15 protein-coding genes are annotated in these 17,272 nt (G+C 72.5%); all 15 read left to right on the forward strand.

Annotation, left to right across the window (positions count from 1 at the left end):
* Positions 1 to 96 precede the first annotated feature (96 nt).
* The 15 genes from OG309_RS34030 to OG309_RS34100 all read left to right on the forward strand — a co-directional run bounded on the left by OG309_RS34030 (position 97) and on the right by OG309_RS34100 (position 17,267).
* Positions 97 to 312: an MbtH family protein gene (locus tag OG309_RS34030; RefSeq protein ID WP_329426864.1), complete on the forward strand. Its 216-nt coding sequence runs from the start codon at positions 97 to 99 to the stop codon at positions 310 to 312.
* Between the two features lie 211 nt (positions 313 to 523).
* Positions 524 to 3,286 carry a helix-turn-helix transcriptional regulator gene (locus OG309_RS34035; RefSeq protein WP_329426866.1) on the forward strand — a complete coding sequence of 921 codons (2,763 nt, stop codon included), beginning with the start codon at positions 524 to 526 and terminating at the stop codon, positions 3,284 to 3,286.
* Positions 3,287 to 3,501: 215 nt separating this feature from the next.
* Positions 3,502 to 6,564, forward strand: a complete 3,063-nt coding sequence (locus OG309_RS34040) for an AfsR/SARP family transcriptional regulator (RefSeq protein ID WP_329426868.1) — start codon at positions 3,502 to 3,504, stop codon at positions 6,562 to 6,564.
* A gap of 334 nt (positions 6,565 to 6,898) precedes the next feature.
* Positions 6,899 to 7,216 (forward strand): hydroxyisourate hydrolase, encoded by a 318-nt coding sequence (locus tag OG309_RS34045; protein ID WP_329428690.1) that lies wholly within the window; start codon positions 6,899 to 6,901, stop codon positions 7,214 to 7,216.
* A 388-nt stretch (positions 7,217 to 7,604) separates the two neighbouring features.
* Positions 7,605 to 7,970 carry a hydroxyisourate hydrolase gene (locus OG309_RS34050; protein WP_329426870.1) on the forward strand — a complete coding sequence of 122 codons (366 nt, stop codon included), beginning with the start codon at positions 7,605 to 7,607 and terminating at the stop codon, positions 7,968 to 7,970.
* A gap of 101 nt (positions 7,971 to 8,071) precedes the next feature.
* Positions 8,072 to 8,968, forward strand: a complete 897-nt coding sequence (locus tag OG309_RS34055; RefSeq protein WP_329426872.1) for a ParB/RepB/Spo0J family partition protein — start codon at positions 8,072 to 8,074, stop codon at positions 8,966 to 8,968.
* Positions 8,969 to 9,164: 196 nt separating this feature from the next.
* The gene (locus OG309_RS34060) at positions 9,165 to 9,959 is read left to right on the forward strand and encodes a 2-keto-4-pentenoate hydratase (protein WP_329426874.1); all 795 of its coding nucleotides are present in this window, start codon (positions 9,165 to 9,167) and stop codon (positions 9,957 to 9,959) included.
* Between the two features lie 53 nt (positions 9,960 to 10,012).
* The gene (locus OG309_RS34065) at positions 10,013 to 10,906 is read left to right on the forward strand and encodes an acetaldehyde dehydrogenase (acetylating) (RefSeq protein WP_329426876.1); all 894 of its coding nucleotides are present in this window, start codon (positions 10,013 to 10,015) and stop codon (positions 10,904 to 10,906) included.
* Positions 10,903 to 11,940 (forward strand): 4-hydroxy-2-oxovalerate aldolase, encoded by a 1,038-nt coding sequence (gene dmpG, locus OG309_RS34070; RefSeq protein WP_329426878.1) that lies wholly within the window; start codon positions 10,903 to 10,905, stop codon positions 11,938 to 11,940. The genes OG309_RS34065 and dmpG overlap by 4 nt, the downstream gene beginning before the upstream one ends.
* Before the next feature lie 55 nt (positions 11,941 to 11,995).
* Positions 11,996 to 12,226, forward strand: coding sequence for an acyl carrier protein (locus tag OG309_RS34075; protein WP_329426881.1), 231 nt, complete (start codon positions 11,996 to 11,998; stop codon positions 12,224 to 12,226).
* 68 nt (positions 12,227 to 12,294) lie between these two features.
* Positions 12,295 to 13,425, forward strand: a complete 1,131-nt coding sequence (locus OG309_RS34080; RefSeq protein ID WP_329426882.1) for a histidinol-phosphate transaminase — start codon at positions 12,295 to 12,297, stop codon at positions 13,423 to 13,425.
* Positions 13,422 to 14,408: an LnmK family bifunctional acyltransferase/decarboxylase gene (locus OG309_RS34085; protein WP_329426884.1), complete on the forward strand. Its 987-nt coding sequence runs from the start codon at positions 13,422 to 13,424 to the stop codon at positions 14,406 to 14,408. Before OG309_RS34080 ends, OG309_RS34085 begins: the two co-directional genes overlap by 4 nt.
* Complete coding sequence (cysC, locus tag OG309_RS34090) at positions 14,408 to 14,962, forward strand: adenylyl-sulfate kinase (protein WP_329426886.1); 555 nt, start codon at positions 14,408 to 14,410, stop codon at positions 14,960 to 14,962. Before OG309_RS34085 ends, cysC begins: the two co-directional genes overlap by 1 nt.
* A complete protein-coding gene (gene cysD / locus OG309_RS34095) occupies positions 14,959 to 15,894 on the forward strand; it encodes a sulfate adenylyltransferase subunit CysD (protein WP_329426887.1) in 936 nt (311 codons plus the stop codon). The genes cysC and cysD overlap by 4 nt, the downstream gene beginning before the upstream one ends.
* Before the next feature lie 2 nt (positions 15,895 to 15,896).
* Positions 15,897 to 17,267, forward strand: coding sequence for a sulfate adenylyltransferase subunit 1 (locus tag OG309_RS34100; protein ID WP_329426889.1), 1,371 nt, complete (start codon positions 15,897 to 15,899; stop codon positions 17,265 to 17,267).
* Positions 17,268 to 17,272: the final 5 nt, after the last annotated feature.

Here is a 17,272-nt window from a genome sequence, read left to right on the forward strand (position 1 = left end):
CCGCGTACGGGGACATAGGGGTTGTCAGGAGTTTGTCGCGCGGCCAGAATTCGGGCGGCTCTCTATTTCGACGGCAATTGAGGAGTGCGAAGGCTCATGAGCAATCCGTTCGAGGACGAAAACGCCTCCTACCGCGTTCTGGCCAATGCGGAGGAGCAGTATTCCCTGTGGCCGGATTTCGCGGAGGTCCCGGACGGCTGGACCGTCGTCCTGCCGAGCACGACCCGGCAGGCCTGCCTGGACTACGTGAACGAGCACTGGGTCGACATGCGCCCCAAGAGCCTCGTCGAGGCGATGCGCCAGGCCGGCTGACGCGCCCGCCCCGAACCGCCAGGGACCACACGGCCAGGCCGCGTGGTCCCTGCCCGTGTTCCCCCGGGTCCCCCTCCGCTTTCCCCGCTCCATTCCCCGGGACCGGATTCTCCGGCCGCCCGTCGATTCATCGATAGCGCGCTGATAGCCGGTCGATGAGCCCGGCGGGAAACATGGGCCGGGTCGGCGACCGGCAGGGGAGGAGTTCGCGGTGGAACTGGTGGAGCGCGAAGCACCGTTGGCGCTGCTGACCGCACTGGCCGAACAGGCGCGGGACGGACACGGAAGGGCCGTGCTGGTCTCCGGACCGGTGGCGGCGGGCAAGAGCGTACTGGTGCACCACTTCGCCGATCACGCCCTCGGACGCGGCATGCTGCCCTTGTCGGCACTGGCCTCCGAGGACGAGCGGCACCTGACCCTCGGCGTGGTGCGGCAACTGGTGGACGACGCGCCGCTGGACCCCGAGGACCGGGCGCGGGCCGTGGCGCTGATCGAGGACGGCGTACGCGCCGCCCGGACCCGGGACGGCGAGCAGATGGACGCCGGCATCGTCCACGGCCTCTGCACCGTCCTGCTCGAACTGGCCGAACGCTGCCCGCTGTACCTCGCCGTCGACGACGTCGAGCAGGCCGACCAGGCCTCGCTGACCTGCCTGGCCTACCTGGCGCGGCGCCTGAACAGCGCCCGGGTGCTCGCCGTGTTCACGCACAGCGGCCACGGCTGCGACACCGAGTTCCGCTTCGGGGCCGACCTGCTGCGCCGGCCCAACTGCCATCGCGTGGAGGTCACCCCGCTCTCCCCGGCGGGCGTACGGCAGCTGACGGCCCAGCACTTGGGCGAGGCGGTCGCCGACGAGCGGGCCGCGGACTGGCACGCCCACAGCGGCGGCAACCCGCTGCTCGTCGAGGCCCTGGTCCGCGACCACCTGGGCGGCGGCGAAGCCGGACCGCGCTACCGCGAGGCCGTCCTCTCCTGCCTGCGCCGCAGCTGCCCGGACATGGTCCGCGCCCTCACCGGCTATCTGGCGCTCGGCGAACTCGACCACCTGGACGGACTGCTCGACCTGAGCCCGGCCCGTACCACCGAGGCCGTGCACGCGCTGATCGCCGGCGGGCTGCTCACCATGGACGGCTTCCGGCACGAGGCGGCCCGCGAGGCGGTGGCCGGCGCGGTCGACGCCGACGAGCTCGCCGGGCTGCACGCCCGCGCCGCGGTCCTCGCCCACGAGCGCGGCGCGGGCACCGCGGTGATCGCCGGCCATCTGCTCCACGCCGGAGCTCCGGCCGACGGCGGCGTGCTGGAAGAGCCGTGGGCGCTGCCCGCGCTGGAGGACGCCGCCGCGCACGCCCTGCGCGACGGCGCCGCCGACCGAGCCGTGGCCTGTCTGAGGCTGGCCCGGCTCGTCTGCGCGGACGCGCACCGCCGGTCCCGCCTCACCGCCGCCCTGATACGGGCCGAGTGGAGCATCAACCCCGGCGTCTCCAGCGGCCGCCTCGGCGAACTCGTCGAGGCGATGCGCAAGGGGTGCCTGCGGGGCGCCGACGCGCTCACCCTGGCCCGTGCGCTGCTCTGGCACGGACGCTTCGACCAGGCCCAGGAGGTCCTCGGTCAACTGGCCGGATCCGGCCAGCCGACCGACCCGGAGACCGCCACCGAACTGCAGATCACCCGGCGCCGACTGCGCCACACCTACCCCTCGTTCCTGGCCGCGCTCGGCCCGAGGTCCGGCGCCGGACGGCCCCCCACGCACTCGGTGAGCGCCGACCGGCGCCTCCAGGCGGTGTCCGCGCTGGCCGCCGTGCTCGGCGAAGGCCCCCACCAGGAGGCCGTCGGCGTGGCCCAGCGGGTCCTCCACGGCACCCGGCCGGACGAGCTGTCCACCGAGACCGTCGAGAGCGCCCTGCTCGCCCTCGCCTACAGCGGCCGGGCCGAGCGCGCCACCGCCTGGTGCGACGTCTTCCTCGACCGGATGCAGGCCCGGCACACACCGAGCAGGCGCGCCAGGCTCGGCGCCGTACGGGCCGAGATCGCGCTGCGCCGCGGCGACCTGACCGACGCCCGGCGGTACGCGAGCGAGGCGCTCGCCACCCTGCCCGCCATCAGCTGGGGCGTCACCGTCGGCGCGCCCCTGAGCACCCTGATCCTGGCCACCACCGCGATGGGCCGCTACGACGAGGCGCAGACCTACCTGGACCACCGCGTCCCGGAGGCGATGTTCGAGACCCGCTACGGCATGCACTACCTCCACGCGCGGGCGCGGTTCGGACTCGCCACCGGCTACCTGGAGATGGCCCTGGAGGACCTGCGCCGGTGCGGTGCCAAGCTGTCCCAGTGGGGGATGGACACGCCCGGCCTGATCCCGTGGCGCACCGACGTCGCCGAGGTGTACCTGGGCCTCGGCCGCCCGGACGACGCCCGGCGGATCCTCGCGGAGCAGTCGGCCCGGTTCACCTTCATGCCCAACCGGGTCCGCGGTGCCGCGAGCCGGGTGCTGGCCGGCGCCGGCGCCCCGGCGCACCGCCCCACGCTGCTGCGCCAGGCGGCCGAGCTGCTGCAGTCCGACGACGGTGACCGCTACGAACTCGCCCTGACCTTCGCCGACCTGGCCCGCGCCTACCGCACCCTGGGCGAGTTCCGGCGGGCCGCCGCGGCCGAGCGGCGCGCGGTCATCGTGGCCGCCGACTGCCACGCCGAGGCGCTGGTCCGCGGCTTGGCGGTGGAGAGCGCCACGGCCCTGCCGGCACCGGCCGACGGCGGCGACGGCCTGACCGAGGCGGAGCGCCGGGTGGCCTCGATGGCCGCCGTCGGCTGTTCCAACCGGGAGATCGCCGAGGGCCTGCACGTCACGGTCAGCACCGTCGAGCAGCACCTGACCCGCACCTACCGGAAGCTGCGGATCAGCCGGCGCGCGGACCTGCCGCCGCTGCTGGGCGGACCGGTGACGGGGGACCTCACCGAGGCACGGAGGCGGTGAGCAAGGAAAACGGGACACATCGCCCAGCCCACTTCCCGGCGCCCGCCCCGCTCCACGGCGTCCCTTCCCGCCCTGGATCCCCGGCCACTTCCGCACCACCGCTCACTGGACAGAGCCGATCGCGTTAGGTAGATATTGAGGTGCTGCGTAGCTGACCGGCGGAAACTGTGTCGTGGATGTGAAGGACGGTCATGCGCTTTCGATTACTCGGGCCGTTGGAAGTCGTCGGTCCCGGTGGCCCGGCGCTGATCACCGCCGAGCGTCAGCGCATCGTCCTGGCGGTCCTCCTCCTCGAACCCAACCGGATCGTCCCCATGGGCCGGCTCGTCGACGCGGTCTGGGGTTCGGCCCCGCCGCCCACCGCGCGCGCCCAGATCCAGATCTGCGTCTCCATCGTGCGCGCCAGCATGGCGAAGGCCGGACTGCCCGACGTCATCCAGACCAGGTCGCCCGGCTACTTCGTCGAGGTCGAGGACGAAGAGCTGGACCTGTACGTCTTCGAGCGGGCCGCGACGGCCGGACGCACCGCCGCGGAGGCCGGCCGCTTCGAGGAGGCGGCCTCCGCCTTCGAGACCGCGCTCGGGCTCTGGCGCGGCTCCGCGTGCTTCGGCGGCGGCATCACCAGCACGGTGCTCCAGGCCCCGGCCGCACGCCTCGACGAGCAGCGGCTCGCCGTCGTGGAGCAGTGGGTGGACGCGCGGCTGGCCCTCGGGCTGCACCAGCAGCTCGTCGCGCGACTGATCGACCTGGTCATGCAGAACCCGCTGCGCGAACACCTCCGGGCCCAGCTGATGGTGGCGCTGTCCCGGTCCGGCCGTCAGGCCGAGGCGCTGGAGGTCTACCGGCGCGGCCGACGCGAGCTGATCGACGAACTCGGCATCGAGCCGGGCGAGGAGCTGCGCCGCCTGCAGGAGTCGATCCTGTCCGGCCGGCTGGACGGCGCGCCGCACGCCGACGCGGCCTCGGTGGCACGGACGGCACCGGCGGCGGCCGCTGCATCCTCCCCGGCATCACGAGCGGCGCAGGCGGCACCGGCACCTCAGGAGCCCCAAGGAGCGCCGGCGGTGGCCGCGACGGGGGTCGAGCCGCCGGCGGTGCCCCGTCTGCTGCCCGGCGCCATCGCCGACTTCACGGGACGCGACGACCTGCTCGCCGCCATCCGGAAGGCGCTGGAGGAGGACCCGGAGACCTCGTACGCCCTGCGGATCGTCTCGATCACCGGCAGGGGCGGCGTCGGCAAGACCACGCTCGCGGTGCACCTCGGACACTCCCTGGCGAAACGATTCCCCGACGGCCAGATGTTCGCCAAGCTGCGCGGTCCCTCGGCCCAGCCGATCCTGCCGACGCGCATCCTGGAGCGCTTCCTGCGCAGCCTGGGCATACCCGGCTCGGCCATGCCGTCGACCATCGAGGAACGGGCGGAGCTCTTCCGCAACCTCGTCGCCGACCGGCGCATGCTGATCGTCCTCGACGACGCGATCGACGAGGAACAGGTCCGCTGGCTGCTGCCCGGATCGTCCAACTGCCCGGTCCTCGTCACGAGCCGCTCCCGGCTGGCCGGTCTGGAGGGCGCCAGCTCCGTCCAGATCGACGTGTTCTCCACCGACCAGGCGCTGCAGCTGCTCAGCCGCATCCTCGGCGCCGAGCGGATCCACAGCGAACTCCCCAGCGCCCTCCAGTTGATCACCCTGTGCGGCAACCTCGCGCTGGCGCTGCGGATCGTCGCCGCCCGACTGGTCAGCCGCCCGCACTGGCCGTTGAGCAAGATGGTGGCCCGGCTCCGCGACGAGAGCCAGCGCCTGGACGAGCTGACCCACGGCGGCGTCGGCGTCCGGGCCGGTCTGGCCATGGTCTACCAGGGCCTGCCCGCCGACGCGCAGCGCCTCTTCCGGCGCCTGTCCATGCTGGAGGCCGCGGAGTTCTCCAGCTGGGTCGCCGCGCCCCTGCTCGACCTCGCCGTCACGGAGGCCGAGGACGTCCTGGAGTTCCTCGTGGACGCCCAGCTCGTCGACGTCGAGGTGGTGAAGGGCCGCCGCCCGCGCTACCGCCTGCACGACCTGGTCCGGGTCTACTCCCAGGAGTGCCTGGCCCAGCACGAGAGCACCGCCGAGCGGTCGGTCGTGCTCGGCCGGGTGCTCAGCACCTGGCTCCTCCTGGTGGAGGAGGCGCACCGACGGGCCTACGGCGGGGACCACACGCTGATCCACGGGCTGGCGCCGCGGCTCTCCCTGGACGAGTCGGTGCTCGACCGCGAACTCGCCGACCCGCTCCGGTGGTTCGAGGACGAGCGGGCCGGCCTGATCACGGCCGTCAGACAGGCGGCCGGCGCGGGTCTCGACGAGCTCTGCTGGGACCTGGCGCTCACCCTGGTCACCCTCTTCGAGATGTACGGCTACTTCGACGACTGGCGCACGACGCACGAGATCGCGCTCGCCGTCACCCGGCACAACGACAACCGGCGCGGCCAGGCGGCGATGCTGTACTCCCTCGGCGCCCTGCACATGTTCGAGTACAAGCTGGACGAGGCGCGCGACCGGCTGGGTCCCGCCCGCGAGCTGTTCCAGCAGGTCGGCGACGTGCACGGCGAGGCGCTCGCCCTGCGCAACCTCGCGTTCGTCGACCGGATCCAGGGCCGCCTGGACGAGGCGATGGAGGGGTACGAGAAGGCGCTGGCCATGCTCGCCGAGGTGAACGACTCGACCGCCGAGGCGCACGTGCTGAGCAACATGGCGCAGATCCACCTGGACCGCGGCCTGATCGCGGAGGGGAAGCGGACCATGGCGGCCGGTCTGGCGGCGGTGGAGCGCTCGGGCAACCGGCGGGTGCGCGCGCAGATCCTGGTCCGCCTGGGCGAGGCGCACCTCCAGATCGACGAGGTGACCGAGGCCGAGTACGTGTACACCCAGGCCCTGGACACCGTCCGCTCGGTCGGCGACCCGGTGGGGGAGTGCTACGCGCTGCGCGGTCTGGCCATGGTCCGGGCGCGCCAGGGGAGTCACGGCGCGGCCTACGAGATGCTGGAGCAGGCCATGGGGATCGCCTCCCAGGCCCGTGAGTACCTGGCCCTCGGACGGATCCTGCTCTCCCTCGGTGAGGTGGCCGCCGACCGGGGTAGTCATGAACGCGCCAAGGAGCATCTCGCCGCGGCGCTGGACATCTTCAGACGGATGCGGGCCACCCGGTGGGAGAAACAGACGGCGCGCCTGATGCGCGAGGTCTGCGAGGCCTCCGGCGACGCGGCCCCGGCCGCCCCGTACGCACAGGCGAACGCGGGCTGACACCCGGGCCCCGCGACGGTCGGCGGCGGACGGTGCCCGGCCGCCCGCGGGCCGTGCGCGGGCTCTCCCCGAGGCCGTCCCCGGCCGGCGGCCGGGCCGCGGCCCCGGCACCGGAACCGGCCAGCGGGGCACGAAAAGTCCCCCGCCCCCTCCGGCCGCGTGGCAGGATGCGCGACTCGGCGGCAAGCTCCGCCCCGACGGCTTCGCGCGGGCGGTGGAACGCAAGGAAGGACGTCGCGATCGCGGCGGGGCTGATGTTCGCAGACGGGGCGCATCCGGCGTCCCGTCCCACAAAGGACGCAATCGATGAGGCCGGTGTCACGTGAAACTCGGAGTGTGTGTCTCTGATGGAACCAATGGGCGGCCCGTCGACGGGCTGATGATCCGCATCGAACGCCCTCGCCTGGACGAGTGGCAGACCGTGTGGCACGGGCTGACCGGGAGGGACGGGCGACTGGACCGCCCGTCCCTCCCGGAGGACGCGCCCGGCCCGTTCCGGCTGGTCCTGGAGACCGACCGGTACTTCACGACGCTCGGGATGCGCCCGTTCTACAGCCACATCGCGGTCGCGTTCGCCGAGTGGGAGGCGGACCAGGAGATCCCGATCGTGATCGCCCCCCACGGGTACGCGGTGTGCGCCGTCGGCCAGTAGCCGCGGCCCACGAGCGACGCACGACGCCAGGCGGCCCCACCCCGGCCGCCTCCCCTGTGCAGGCGCGGCCGCGGGCGAAGGCGATCCCTTCCCCGCGCACCCCGCCGAGCGTGCAGGCCGTCCGCCCGGGCCGTCCCCGCGTACACCACGCTGACCTGCACCGACGGCCACGGCGCCAGGATCTTCTCCCTCCCGTGCGGAGCGCTTAGCGAGGACTTAGCGATCCAGTAGGAGGACGAAAAGGGGACTCACTAGAAAGGGAGTCGTCCACCCGGTCCACCGGGTCACGAGTTTCCGCAAGGGAGATCGACATGATGGCTCTGCTCACCACCCTGGCCGGATTCGCGGGCTTCTTCACCGCGGACGACACGATCTGGGGCTGACCTTCATGAGCATCTCGGTTCGGGTCGTCGACTCCACCAACGGCCGCCCCGTGGCGGACCTGGCCGTCACCCTGCACGGCCGGCAGCACGACGCATGGCCCGTGGTGGCCCGGTCGAGGACCGACGCCTCGGGAACGGTCGGCTCGCTGAGCGGCCCGACCGCCCTGCCGCACGGGTCGTACCGGCTGGTCTTCGAGACCGGTGAGTACTTCGCCGAACGGGCGGTCGACAGTCTGTACGCGGAGGTCATCCTCTCGCTCCACTACCAGGGCGATCCGAGCGACCTGCACCTCCAGCTGCAGCTGAGCCCCTTCTCGTACACCACCTACCGGGGACACGTCCCCTGGACGGTGCCGGCCGAGAAGGTGTGAGGCCGGGCGGCACCCGTTCGAACAACTCCACAACGCGGCCGTGCCGCCAAGCGGAAGGGGTGGAACAGTTGTTTGACGCATCGCAGTCGCCGATTCACACAGTGCCGGTCGAATCCCTGCTGCCGGCGGACTCGCCGCGCCTGGACGGGCTGAACGAGGGCCATGCCCGGGCGCTGGCGGAGAGCGGGACCGCGTTCGAACCGATCCTCGTGCACCGGGACACGGGACGCGTGGTCGACGGCATGCACCGGCTCCGGGCCGCGATCCTGCGCGGCGAACACCGCATTACGGTCCGTCATGTCGACGGCGCCTCGGCGGACCTGTTCATCCGGGCAGTGCAGGCCAACATCAGCCACGGCCTTCCCCTGACGCTGGGCGACCGCAAGGCGGCGGTCCTGCGCATCCTCTCGACCCATCCGCACTGGTCGGACCGGGCGATCGCCGCCGTCACAGGGGTGTCGCCCAAGACCGTAGGGGTCGTGCGGGGGAAACGTTCGAGTGAGGAATCTCCTCAGTCGAACCGCTCGGTCGCCCGGGTCGGCAGGGACGGCCGGGTCCGCCCCGCCGACATGCCGGAGCGGCGGGAGAAGGCACGCTCCCTGCTCGCGCAGCGGCCCCGCGCCACCCTGCGCGAAGTGGCCCAGGAGGCCGGGGTCTCGGTCAGCACCGCGCACCGCCTCCGGCAGGAGCTGCGGTCCTGCCCGGCCGGCCCCGACGGGGGCGAGCGGGCACCCACGGCGGTGGCCGTGCGCCTCCGGGTGCGGGCCCTGGACATCCTGGCCAACGACCCGTCGATCCGCTTCACGGACAGCGGCCGCGCCCTGCTGCGCTGGCTCAACGGACAGGCCCAAGGCCTCGCGGCGGGCGAGCAGTTGCTGTCCGCCGTGCCGCCGCACTGCGCGCGCGCCCTGACCGAGGTGATGAGCCATTACGCCAGGGAGTGGGAGCGGCTGGCCGCCGGGATGCAGCAGTCCGGGCTTTCCAGGGGCGGCCGGTGACGAAGCTCACGTTTGGCGTGCGGTTCATGGCTTCTTGACCCTCTTTGTATGGGGGGCAGTTCGGTGAATGTCCTGCAATATCGGATGCGTAAGCATTGGTGAAATCTTCTGCGGCCACCCCTTCGTCGTTACGGTGAGCCGCGAATCGAGGGAGCAGGCCCATGTGGCAGGTGCGATGTGTTCTGACAGGAGCAGCGTGAACATCTCGGTGGACGACGCGAGAGTCAAGGCCAAGGCGCTTTACGAGGCCCGTGCGACGGGCTGCCCCATCCCTCCCTTCACCGACGCGCAGCCGGCGCTGGACATGCACGACGGCTACGCCGTCCAGCGTGAACTGGTCGCGCTGCTGACGGCGTCCGGCGACACGGTCGTGGGCTACAAGGCGGGACTCACCTCCGTCCCGATGCAGCAGATGCTCGGGGTCGACACCCCGGACTACGGACCGGTGCTGGCCTCGACCGTGTACGAGAACGGGGCCACCACCCCCAGCGGGGCGTTCATCGCCCCCAAGGTCGAGGCGGAGATCGTCTTCCGGCTCGGAACGCCCCTGCGCGGGCCCGGAGTCACCGTGGCCGCGGCCCGTGAGGCGATCTCCGAGGTCATGGCGGGCCTGGAGATCGTCGACTCCCGGATCGAGGGCTGGCGGATCCGGCTCGCGGACACGGTCGCCGACCTCGCGTCGAACGGCGCGGTGGTGCTCGGCCCCCCGGTCGCCCTCCCCGACGACTGCGACGTGCGCCTCATCGGCATGGCCTTCTCCCGCAACGGCGCACTCGTGGCCACCGGAGCCGGAGCCGCCGCGCTGGGGGACCCGGCCGCGGTGGTCGCCTGGCTGGCGAACGTCCTCGGCGAGCACGGCGTGCCCCTCGAAGCGGGCCAGCTGATCATGACGGGCGCCCTGCACGCCGCGGTCCCCATGGAACCCGGCGACAGCTTCACGGCCGAGTTCGACCGGCTGGGCACCGTCACCCTCCATGTGGGCGACGCCTAGACCACCGTTGCGCCCCCACGGCGAACCTCCAGACAGGGAAGGGCGATGCAGTCATGAAGCGAAACGGGCGCCTGCCCGTGGCCGTCCTCGGCGCCGGCCTCATCGGCGTCGATCTGGCAGAGAAGATCATGCGTTCCGAGTACCTCGAATGCGGCCTGGTCGTGGGACGCGACGAGAAGACGCCCGGCCTGCGACAGGCGGCCGAGCTCGGACTTCCCGTCGGGACGCGCGGAATCGAGTCCCTCCTTCAGGCACCCGAGCCGTTCGGCATCGTGTTCGACGCGACCAACGCCATGGCGCACGCCGAGCACGCCGAGCTGCTGAGCCGGTCGGGCACCAAGCTGGTGGACCTGACGCCGAGCAAGGTCGGGCGGATGGTCATCCCGAGCGTGAACGGCGAGGAGGTCCTGAACTCCGACGACATCAACATGATCAGCTGCGGCGGCCAGGCCTCCATACCGATCCTCCACGCGATCACCCAGACCCACCGCGTCGAGTACGTCGAGGTCGTCACGACGGCCGCCAGCCCGAGCGTCGGGCGCTCCACCCGGCTCAACCTCGACGAGTACATCGAGACCACCCAGGACGCCGTACGGGACTTCACCGGCGTCAAGGACGTCAAGGCGATCCTCAACATCAGCCCGGCCCGGCCGCCGGCCACCTTCCGCGTCGCCATGTCGATGCTGGGCGAGGGGTTCGGCACGGCATCGGTGAACGCGGCCGTGCGGACCGCGGCCGAACAGGTCCGCTCCTTCGCCGGCGGCTACCGGATCACCGCCTGTGTCGTGGACGAGGACAAGGTGTTCGTCGCCGCCGAGGTCACCTCCTCCGGCGGACGCATCCCCCGGTACGCCGGCAACCTCGACATCATCAACTCCGCCGCCGTGCACGTCGCCGAACGATGTGCCGCGGTCGGCCTGGCGAGCATCGGTACGGAGACGTCATGAGCACAGCACCCTCTCCCGACGGCGCGCGCAAGCCGGTCGTCATCCACGACGCGTCCCTGCGCGACGGCCACCACGCCGTCCGCCACCAGCTGGACCGCGACCAACTGCGCGCCTACGCGCAGGCGGCGGACACCGCCGGCATCCCGGTCGTCGAGGTGGGACACGGCAACGGTCTGGGGGCCTCGTCCCTCCAGGTCGGGCAGTCCCGGCTCGGCGACGACGAGATGCTGTCGATCGTGCGGGAGGCCCTGACCCGCAGCACGATGGCCGTGTTCATGCTGCCGGGCTGGGGCACGACCGCCGACCTCGAACGGGCCATCGCCCACCAGGTGGACGTCGTCCGCATCGGCACCCACTGCACCGAGGGGGACCTCGCCGAACGGCACCTGGGCTTCCTCCGCGAGAACGGCGTCCAGGCCCAGGCCGTCCTGCTGATGAGCCACATGGCGAGCGCCGAGCGGCTGGCACGGGAATGCGCCCGCCTCGTGGAGTTCGGCGCGACCGCCGTCGGCATCATGGACTCCTCCGGCCACTACCTGCCGGCCGACGTCACCGAGCGCGTCGCCGCCATGCGCGAGGCCGTCGACGTACCGGTGATGTTCCACGCCCACAACAACCTCGGCATGGCGGTCGCGAACTCGATCGCCGCCGTCGAGGCGGGCGCGGACATCCTGGACGCCTGTGCCCGGGGCTTCGGCGCGGGCGCCGGGAACACCCAGCTCGAAGTCCTGGTGCCCGTCCTCGAACGCATGGGCTTCCCGACGGGCATCGACCTCTACGGTCTGCTGGACGCGGCCGACCTCGCCGAGCGCGAGCTCATGCCGGCCCCACCCACCATCGACTCGGTGAGCGTCGTCAGCGGTCTGGCCGGGGTGTTCTCCGGGTTCAAGACCCGGGTCCTGGACGTCGCGCGGCGCGAGGACGTCGATCCGCGCGACGTCTTCTTCGAACTGGGCCGTAGACAGGCCGTCGCGGGCCAGGAGGACCTCATCATCGAGGTGGCCCTCGCCCTGAAGGCGGCCCGTGGTGCGTGAACGCCGCAATCCCGCGGCGTCCGTTCGGGCGAGAACAACGAGGGAAGAGCCAGTCGTGTACGACGTACTCAAGGACATCCTGGTCGGCGACCTCCACGTGCGCGAGGAGGACGTCGTGCCCACGGCCACCCGCGAAGAGGTCGGCCTCGACTCGCTGGCCGTCGTGGAGCTCGCCGCCGCGCTGAACGACCGGCTCGGCATCGAGGTCCAGGACTACGAACTGCTGGACGCCGGGACCCTCGCCGACGTGGCCCGCCTGATGGCGGAGCGGCGGCCGGAAGGCTGAGCCCCACCGTCGACCCGGGCGCCGTCCGCACGACCGAGCGCGGCGGTGTCCCCTCCACCGGGAGCCCCATGTCCACTCCATCCCTGCGTGCGGTGCTCGACACCGTCGCCGCCTACCAGCCGTCCGCGGGCGTCCACGGCGCGACCGCCCGCCCTCGCCCGCTGTCGGCGAACGAGTCCCCGCACCCCCCGCTGCCCGGCATCGTCGAGGCGATCGCACGGGCCGGTGCCACGGTCAACCGCTACCCGGACCCCGGCTGCGGACCGCTGATCCGCGCCCTCGCCCGGCACCACGGGACCGACGAGGACCGGATCGCGGTCGGCGCCGGCTCCCTGGCCCTGCTGCAGACCCTGTTCCAGTCCGTCGCCGACCCCGGCGCCGAAGCCGTGTACGCCTGGCCGTCGTTCGAGGTCTACCCCACGCTCGCCGCCCTCGCCGGGGTGACCTCCGTCCAGGTGCCGCTGACCGGCGCGACCCACGACCTGCCTGCCATGGCCGCCCGGATCACCCCACGGACCCGGCTCGTGATCGTCTGCAACCCGAACAACCCGACCGGCACCGGCGTCGATCCCGCGGAACTCCGCGCCTTCATCGCGTCCGTACCGCCGACCTGCCTGGTCGCCGTCGACGAGGCCTACCACGAGTACGCCCGCGGGCCGGCCGCGCCCAGCGCCCTGCGCCTGTGCGCCGACCACCCGAACCTGGTCGTGCTGCGCACCTTCTCGAAGGCCTACGGCCTCGCCGGACTGCGGACCGGATACCTGATCGGGGACGCCCGGATCGTCGAGAAGCTGCGCAAGGCCTGCCTCCCCTACGCGGTGAGCACCGTGGCCCAGCACGCGGCCGTCGCCGCCCTCGGACTCGAGGAACAACTCCTGCGCCGCGTCGACGAGACCGTCGCGGAACGCACCCGCGTACGGGACGCCCTGCTGCGCCGCGGCCTGACGGTCCCGGACAGCCTGACCAACTTCCTCTGGCTGCCCCTGGGCCCGCACGCCGCCGACTTCGGCGCCTGGTGCGCGAGCCGGGGCGTCGCGGTACGGGCGTTCGCCGACGTGGGCGTGCGCGTGTCCATCGGCTCCGCCGAGGACGACGACCGGTTCCTCGCCGCCGCCGACGCGTGGCGACGCACCACCGGACGGCCGGTCACGGCCGGAGCCGGGCAGACCCAGCAGCTCCGAAAGGCGGCGGAGGCATGACCACACTTCACACCGCGCCCGACGCGCCGGCACGCGACGACGCCGGGGTCTCCCGCCACGTCGTCGTCGCACCCGGCATGTGCAGCGGCGGCTCCCTGGTGTTCGGCCGGATCGGCGACTGGACCTGGGAGGTGGTGGCCGAGTCGTGCCGGATCAACGTGCACGCCGCCCGCACCGCCGACGGCGACCCCGCCTACCTGTCGTTCTACTACTTCCACGTACGCGGCGGGGACGTCGTCCACCCCCACGGCCTCACCTTCGGCGACGAACTCCGCGTCGACTCGCGGTCGTTCCAGTTCGGCAGCCAGTCCGTCATCACCCTGCACCGTCTCGCCCCCGCCGGCCTGGAGCTGCCCGACGGGCCCCTGGACCCGGCGGAGGTGTACGAACACCCGCACCCGCAGTGCCTCTACGCGGAGAACTTCAACCGCTGGATCGCCCGCACCACCGCCGGAAGCAACCGGGGACTCGCCCAGGTGACACCCCCGGACTTCGCCTACCAGGAGCTGCCGCAGCTTCCCAACGCCTACTCGCCCCGCTCCCTCGTGGGCCGGGCCCGGGCCACCGGCAGCTTCCACCCCTCCGGGCCCCCCGGGTTCCACGAGGCGGGCCCCTCCGAGACGTACCCGTACACGCTGGACGTCGTACGCGACCTCAACGGCGCCGGACTCATGTACTTCGCCAGCTACTTCGCCGTCTTCGACACGATGCTGCTGCGCCTGTGGCGCTCACTGGGCCGCACCGACGAACAGTTCCTGCGGCGCAAGGTCCTCGACCAGAAGATCGGCTACTTCGGCAACGCCGACCCCGGCACCGTCTTCGAGGTCACGGTACGCAGATGGCGCGGCACCGCCACCCCGGACGTCGAGGTCGCCGACATGGCCCTGCGCGACACCGCGACCGGGCAGCTCATCGCCGTCACGGCCGTCGAGATCGCACTCGACGCCGGGACGACGGACCCCCGCACCCCGGACGGCGCGTGATGCCCGCCGCGAACGCCGGTGCCGCCGGCGCGACGGTCTGGCTCACCGGACTGCCCAGCGCCGGGAAGACCACCATCGCGCGGACCGCCGCCGCCCGGCTGCGGTCCGCCGGACGCCCGACGCACATCCTGGACGGCGACGAACTGCGCACCCACCTGACCTCCGACCTCGGCTTCTCCCGCGAGGACCGCGACACCAACGTGCGCCGCGTCGGCTACGTCGCGGAACTGCTCGCCGCCCACGGGGTGACCGTGCTCGTCCCGGTCATCGCCCCGTACGAGGACGCCCGCGCGGCGGTCCGCGCCCGGCACGAGGCCGCCGGCACCGCCTACGTCGAGGTGCACGTCGCGACCCCGGTCGACGTGTGCGCCGAGCGCGACGTGAAGGGCCTCTACGCCCGGCAGGCACGCGGCGAACTGTCCGGACTGACCGGGGTCGACGACCCGTACGAGCCGCCGGCCGCACCGGACCTCAGGATCCCGGCCCACGAGCAGACCGGGGCGGAGTCGGCGGAGGCGCTCGTCGCACTGCTCCGGCAGAAGGGCTTGGCATGACGACGTTGACGACCTGGTCCGAACGCACCGACGACCCGGGCACCCTGACCCACGCGGACCTCCTGGAGTCGGAGGCCGTCCACATCATCCGCGAGGTGGCGGGCGAGTTCGAGCGGCCGGTGCTCCTGTTCTCCGGCGGCAAGGACTCCGTGGTCATGCTGCACCTCGCCCTGAAGGCGTTCGCCCCCGCCCCGCTGCCCTTCGCGCTGCTCCACGTGGACACCGGACACAACTTCCCGGAGGTCCTGGCCTACCGGGACCGTGTGGTCGCGGCACACGGGCTGCGCCTCCATGTGGCCTCCGTACAGGAGTACATCGACCGCGGTGTGCTCAGGGAACGCCCCGACGGCACCCGCAACCCGCTCCAGACGCTGCCGCTCACGGACCGCATCCGGACCGAGGGATTCGACGCCGTCTTCGGCGGCGGCAGGCGCGACGAGGAGAAGGCCCGCGCCAAGGAACGCGTCTTCAGCCTCCGGGACCAGTTCTCGCAGTGGGACCCGCGCCGCCAGCGCCCCGAACTCTGGCAGCTCTACAACGGCCGCCACGCCCCCGGCGAACACGTACGGGTCTTCCCGCTCTCCGACTGGACCGAGCTCGACGTGTGGCAGTACGTCGCCCGCGAGGGCATCGAACTGCCGGACATCTACTTCGCCCACGAGCGCGAGGTCTTCCGCCGCTCCGGCATGTGGCTGCCCACCGGCGACTGGGGCGCCCCACAGGACCACGAGACCGTCGAGAAGCGGCGCGTCCGCTACCGCACCGTCGGCGACATGTCCTGCACCGGCGCGGTCGACTCCGACGCGTCGACCCTGGACCAGGTGATCGCCGAGATCACCGCGTCCCGGCTGTCCGAGCGGGGCGCGACCCGCGCCGACGACAAGCTCTCCGAGGCCTCCATGGAGGACCGCAAGCGCGAGGGGTACTTCTGACCATGACGACCAGCACCAGGACCAGGACCACCGCACTCCCGGCCGCCACCCTGCTGCGGTTCGCCACCGCCGGCTCCGTCGACGACGGCAAGTCCACCCTGGTGGGCCGGCTCCTCCACGACTCCAGGTCGGTCCTCGCCGACCAGCTGGAGGCCGTGGAGCGCGCGTCGGCCGGGCGCGGCCAGGAGGCACCCGACCTCGCGCTGCTCACCGACGGCCTGCGCGCCGAACGCGAACAGGGCATCACGATCGACGTCGCCTACCGCTACTTCGCCACCCCGAAACGCCGGTTCATCCTCGCCGACACGCCAGGGCACGTGCAGTACACCCGCAACATGGTCACGGGCGCCTCCACCGCCGAACTGACCGTCATCCTCGTCGACGCCCGCAAGGGCGTCGTCGAGCAGACCCGCCGGCACGCCGCCATCGCCGCGCTGCTCCGCGTCCCGCGGGTCGTCCTCGCCGTCAACAAGATGGACCTGGTCGGCCACCGCGAGCCCGTGTTCGCCACGATCGTCGCCGAGTTCACCGCCTACGCGGCCGAGCTCGGCATCCCCGGGGTCACCGCGATCCCGATCTCGGCACTCACCGGGGACAACGTCGTCGAACCGTCGGCGGTCATGGATTGGTACAGCGGCCCCACCGTCCTCGAACACCTGGAGACCGTCCCGATCAGCCGCGACCCGGCGCACGGGCCCGCCCGGCTGCCCGTCCAGTACGTCATCCGCCCCCGGACCGCCGCACACCCCGACTACCGCGGCTACGCCGGACAGATCGCGGCCGGCACGCTCCACGTCGGCGAACCCGTCACCGTCCTGCCGTCCGGCCGCACGACCCGGATCGCCGCCATCGACCTCCTCGGCCGGCCGGTCGGCACCGCCCGGAGCGGCCAGTCGGTCACCCTCCTCCTCGCGGACGACGTCGACGTCTCGCGCGGCGACCTGATCGTGCCCACGCCGCACGCCCCCGCGCCCACCCAGGACATCGAGGCGACCGTCTGCCACGTCGCCGACCAGGAACTGACCGTCGGGCACCGGGTGCTGCTCAAGCACGGCACCCGCACGGTCAAGGCCATCGTCGAGGACATCCCCTCCCGGCTCGCCCTCGACGACCTCTCCCTGCGCCCCCACGGCGGCCGGCTGGCCGCCAACGACATCGGCCGCGTCAGGATCCGGACCGCCGAGCCGCTGCCCGTCGACCCCTACGCCGACTCGCGCCGCACCGGCTCGTTCATCCTGATCGACCCGAGCGACGGCACCACCCTGACCGCGGGCATGGTCGGCGACTCCTTCGTCACCACCGCGCCGGCCAAGGGAGCCGCCGACGCCCCCGGGACCGACTCCGACCCCGATGCCGACGGCTGGGACTTCTGACGGCG

Source organism: Streptomyces sp. NBC_01268 (genome assembly GCF_036240795.1).
In the GTDB taxonomy this organism is placed as follows: domain Bacteria; phylum Actinomycetota; class Actinomycetes; order Streptomycetales; family Streptomycetaceae; genus Streptomyces.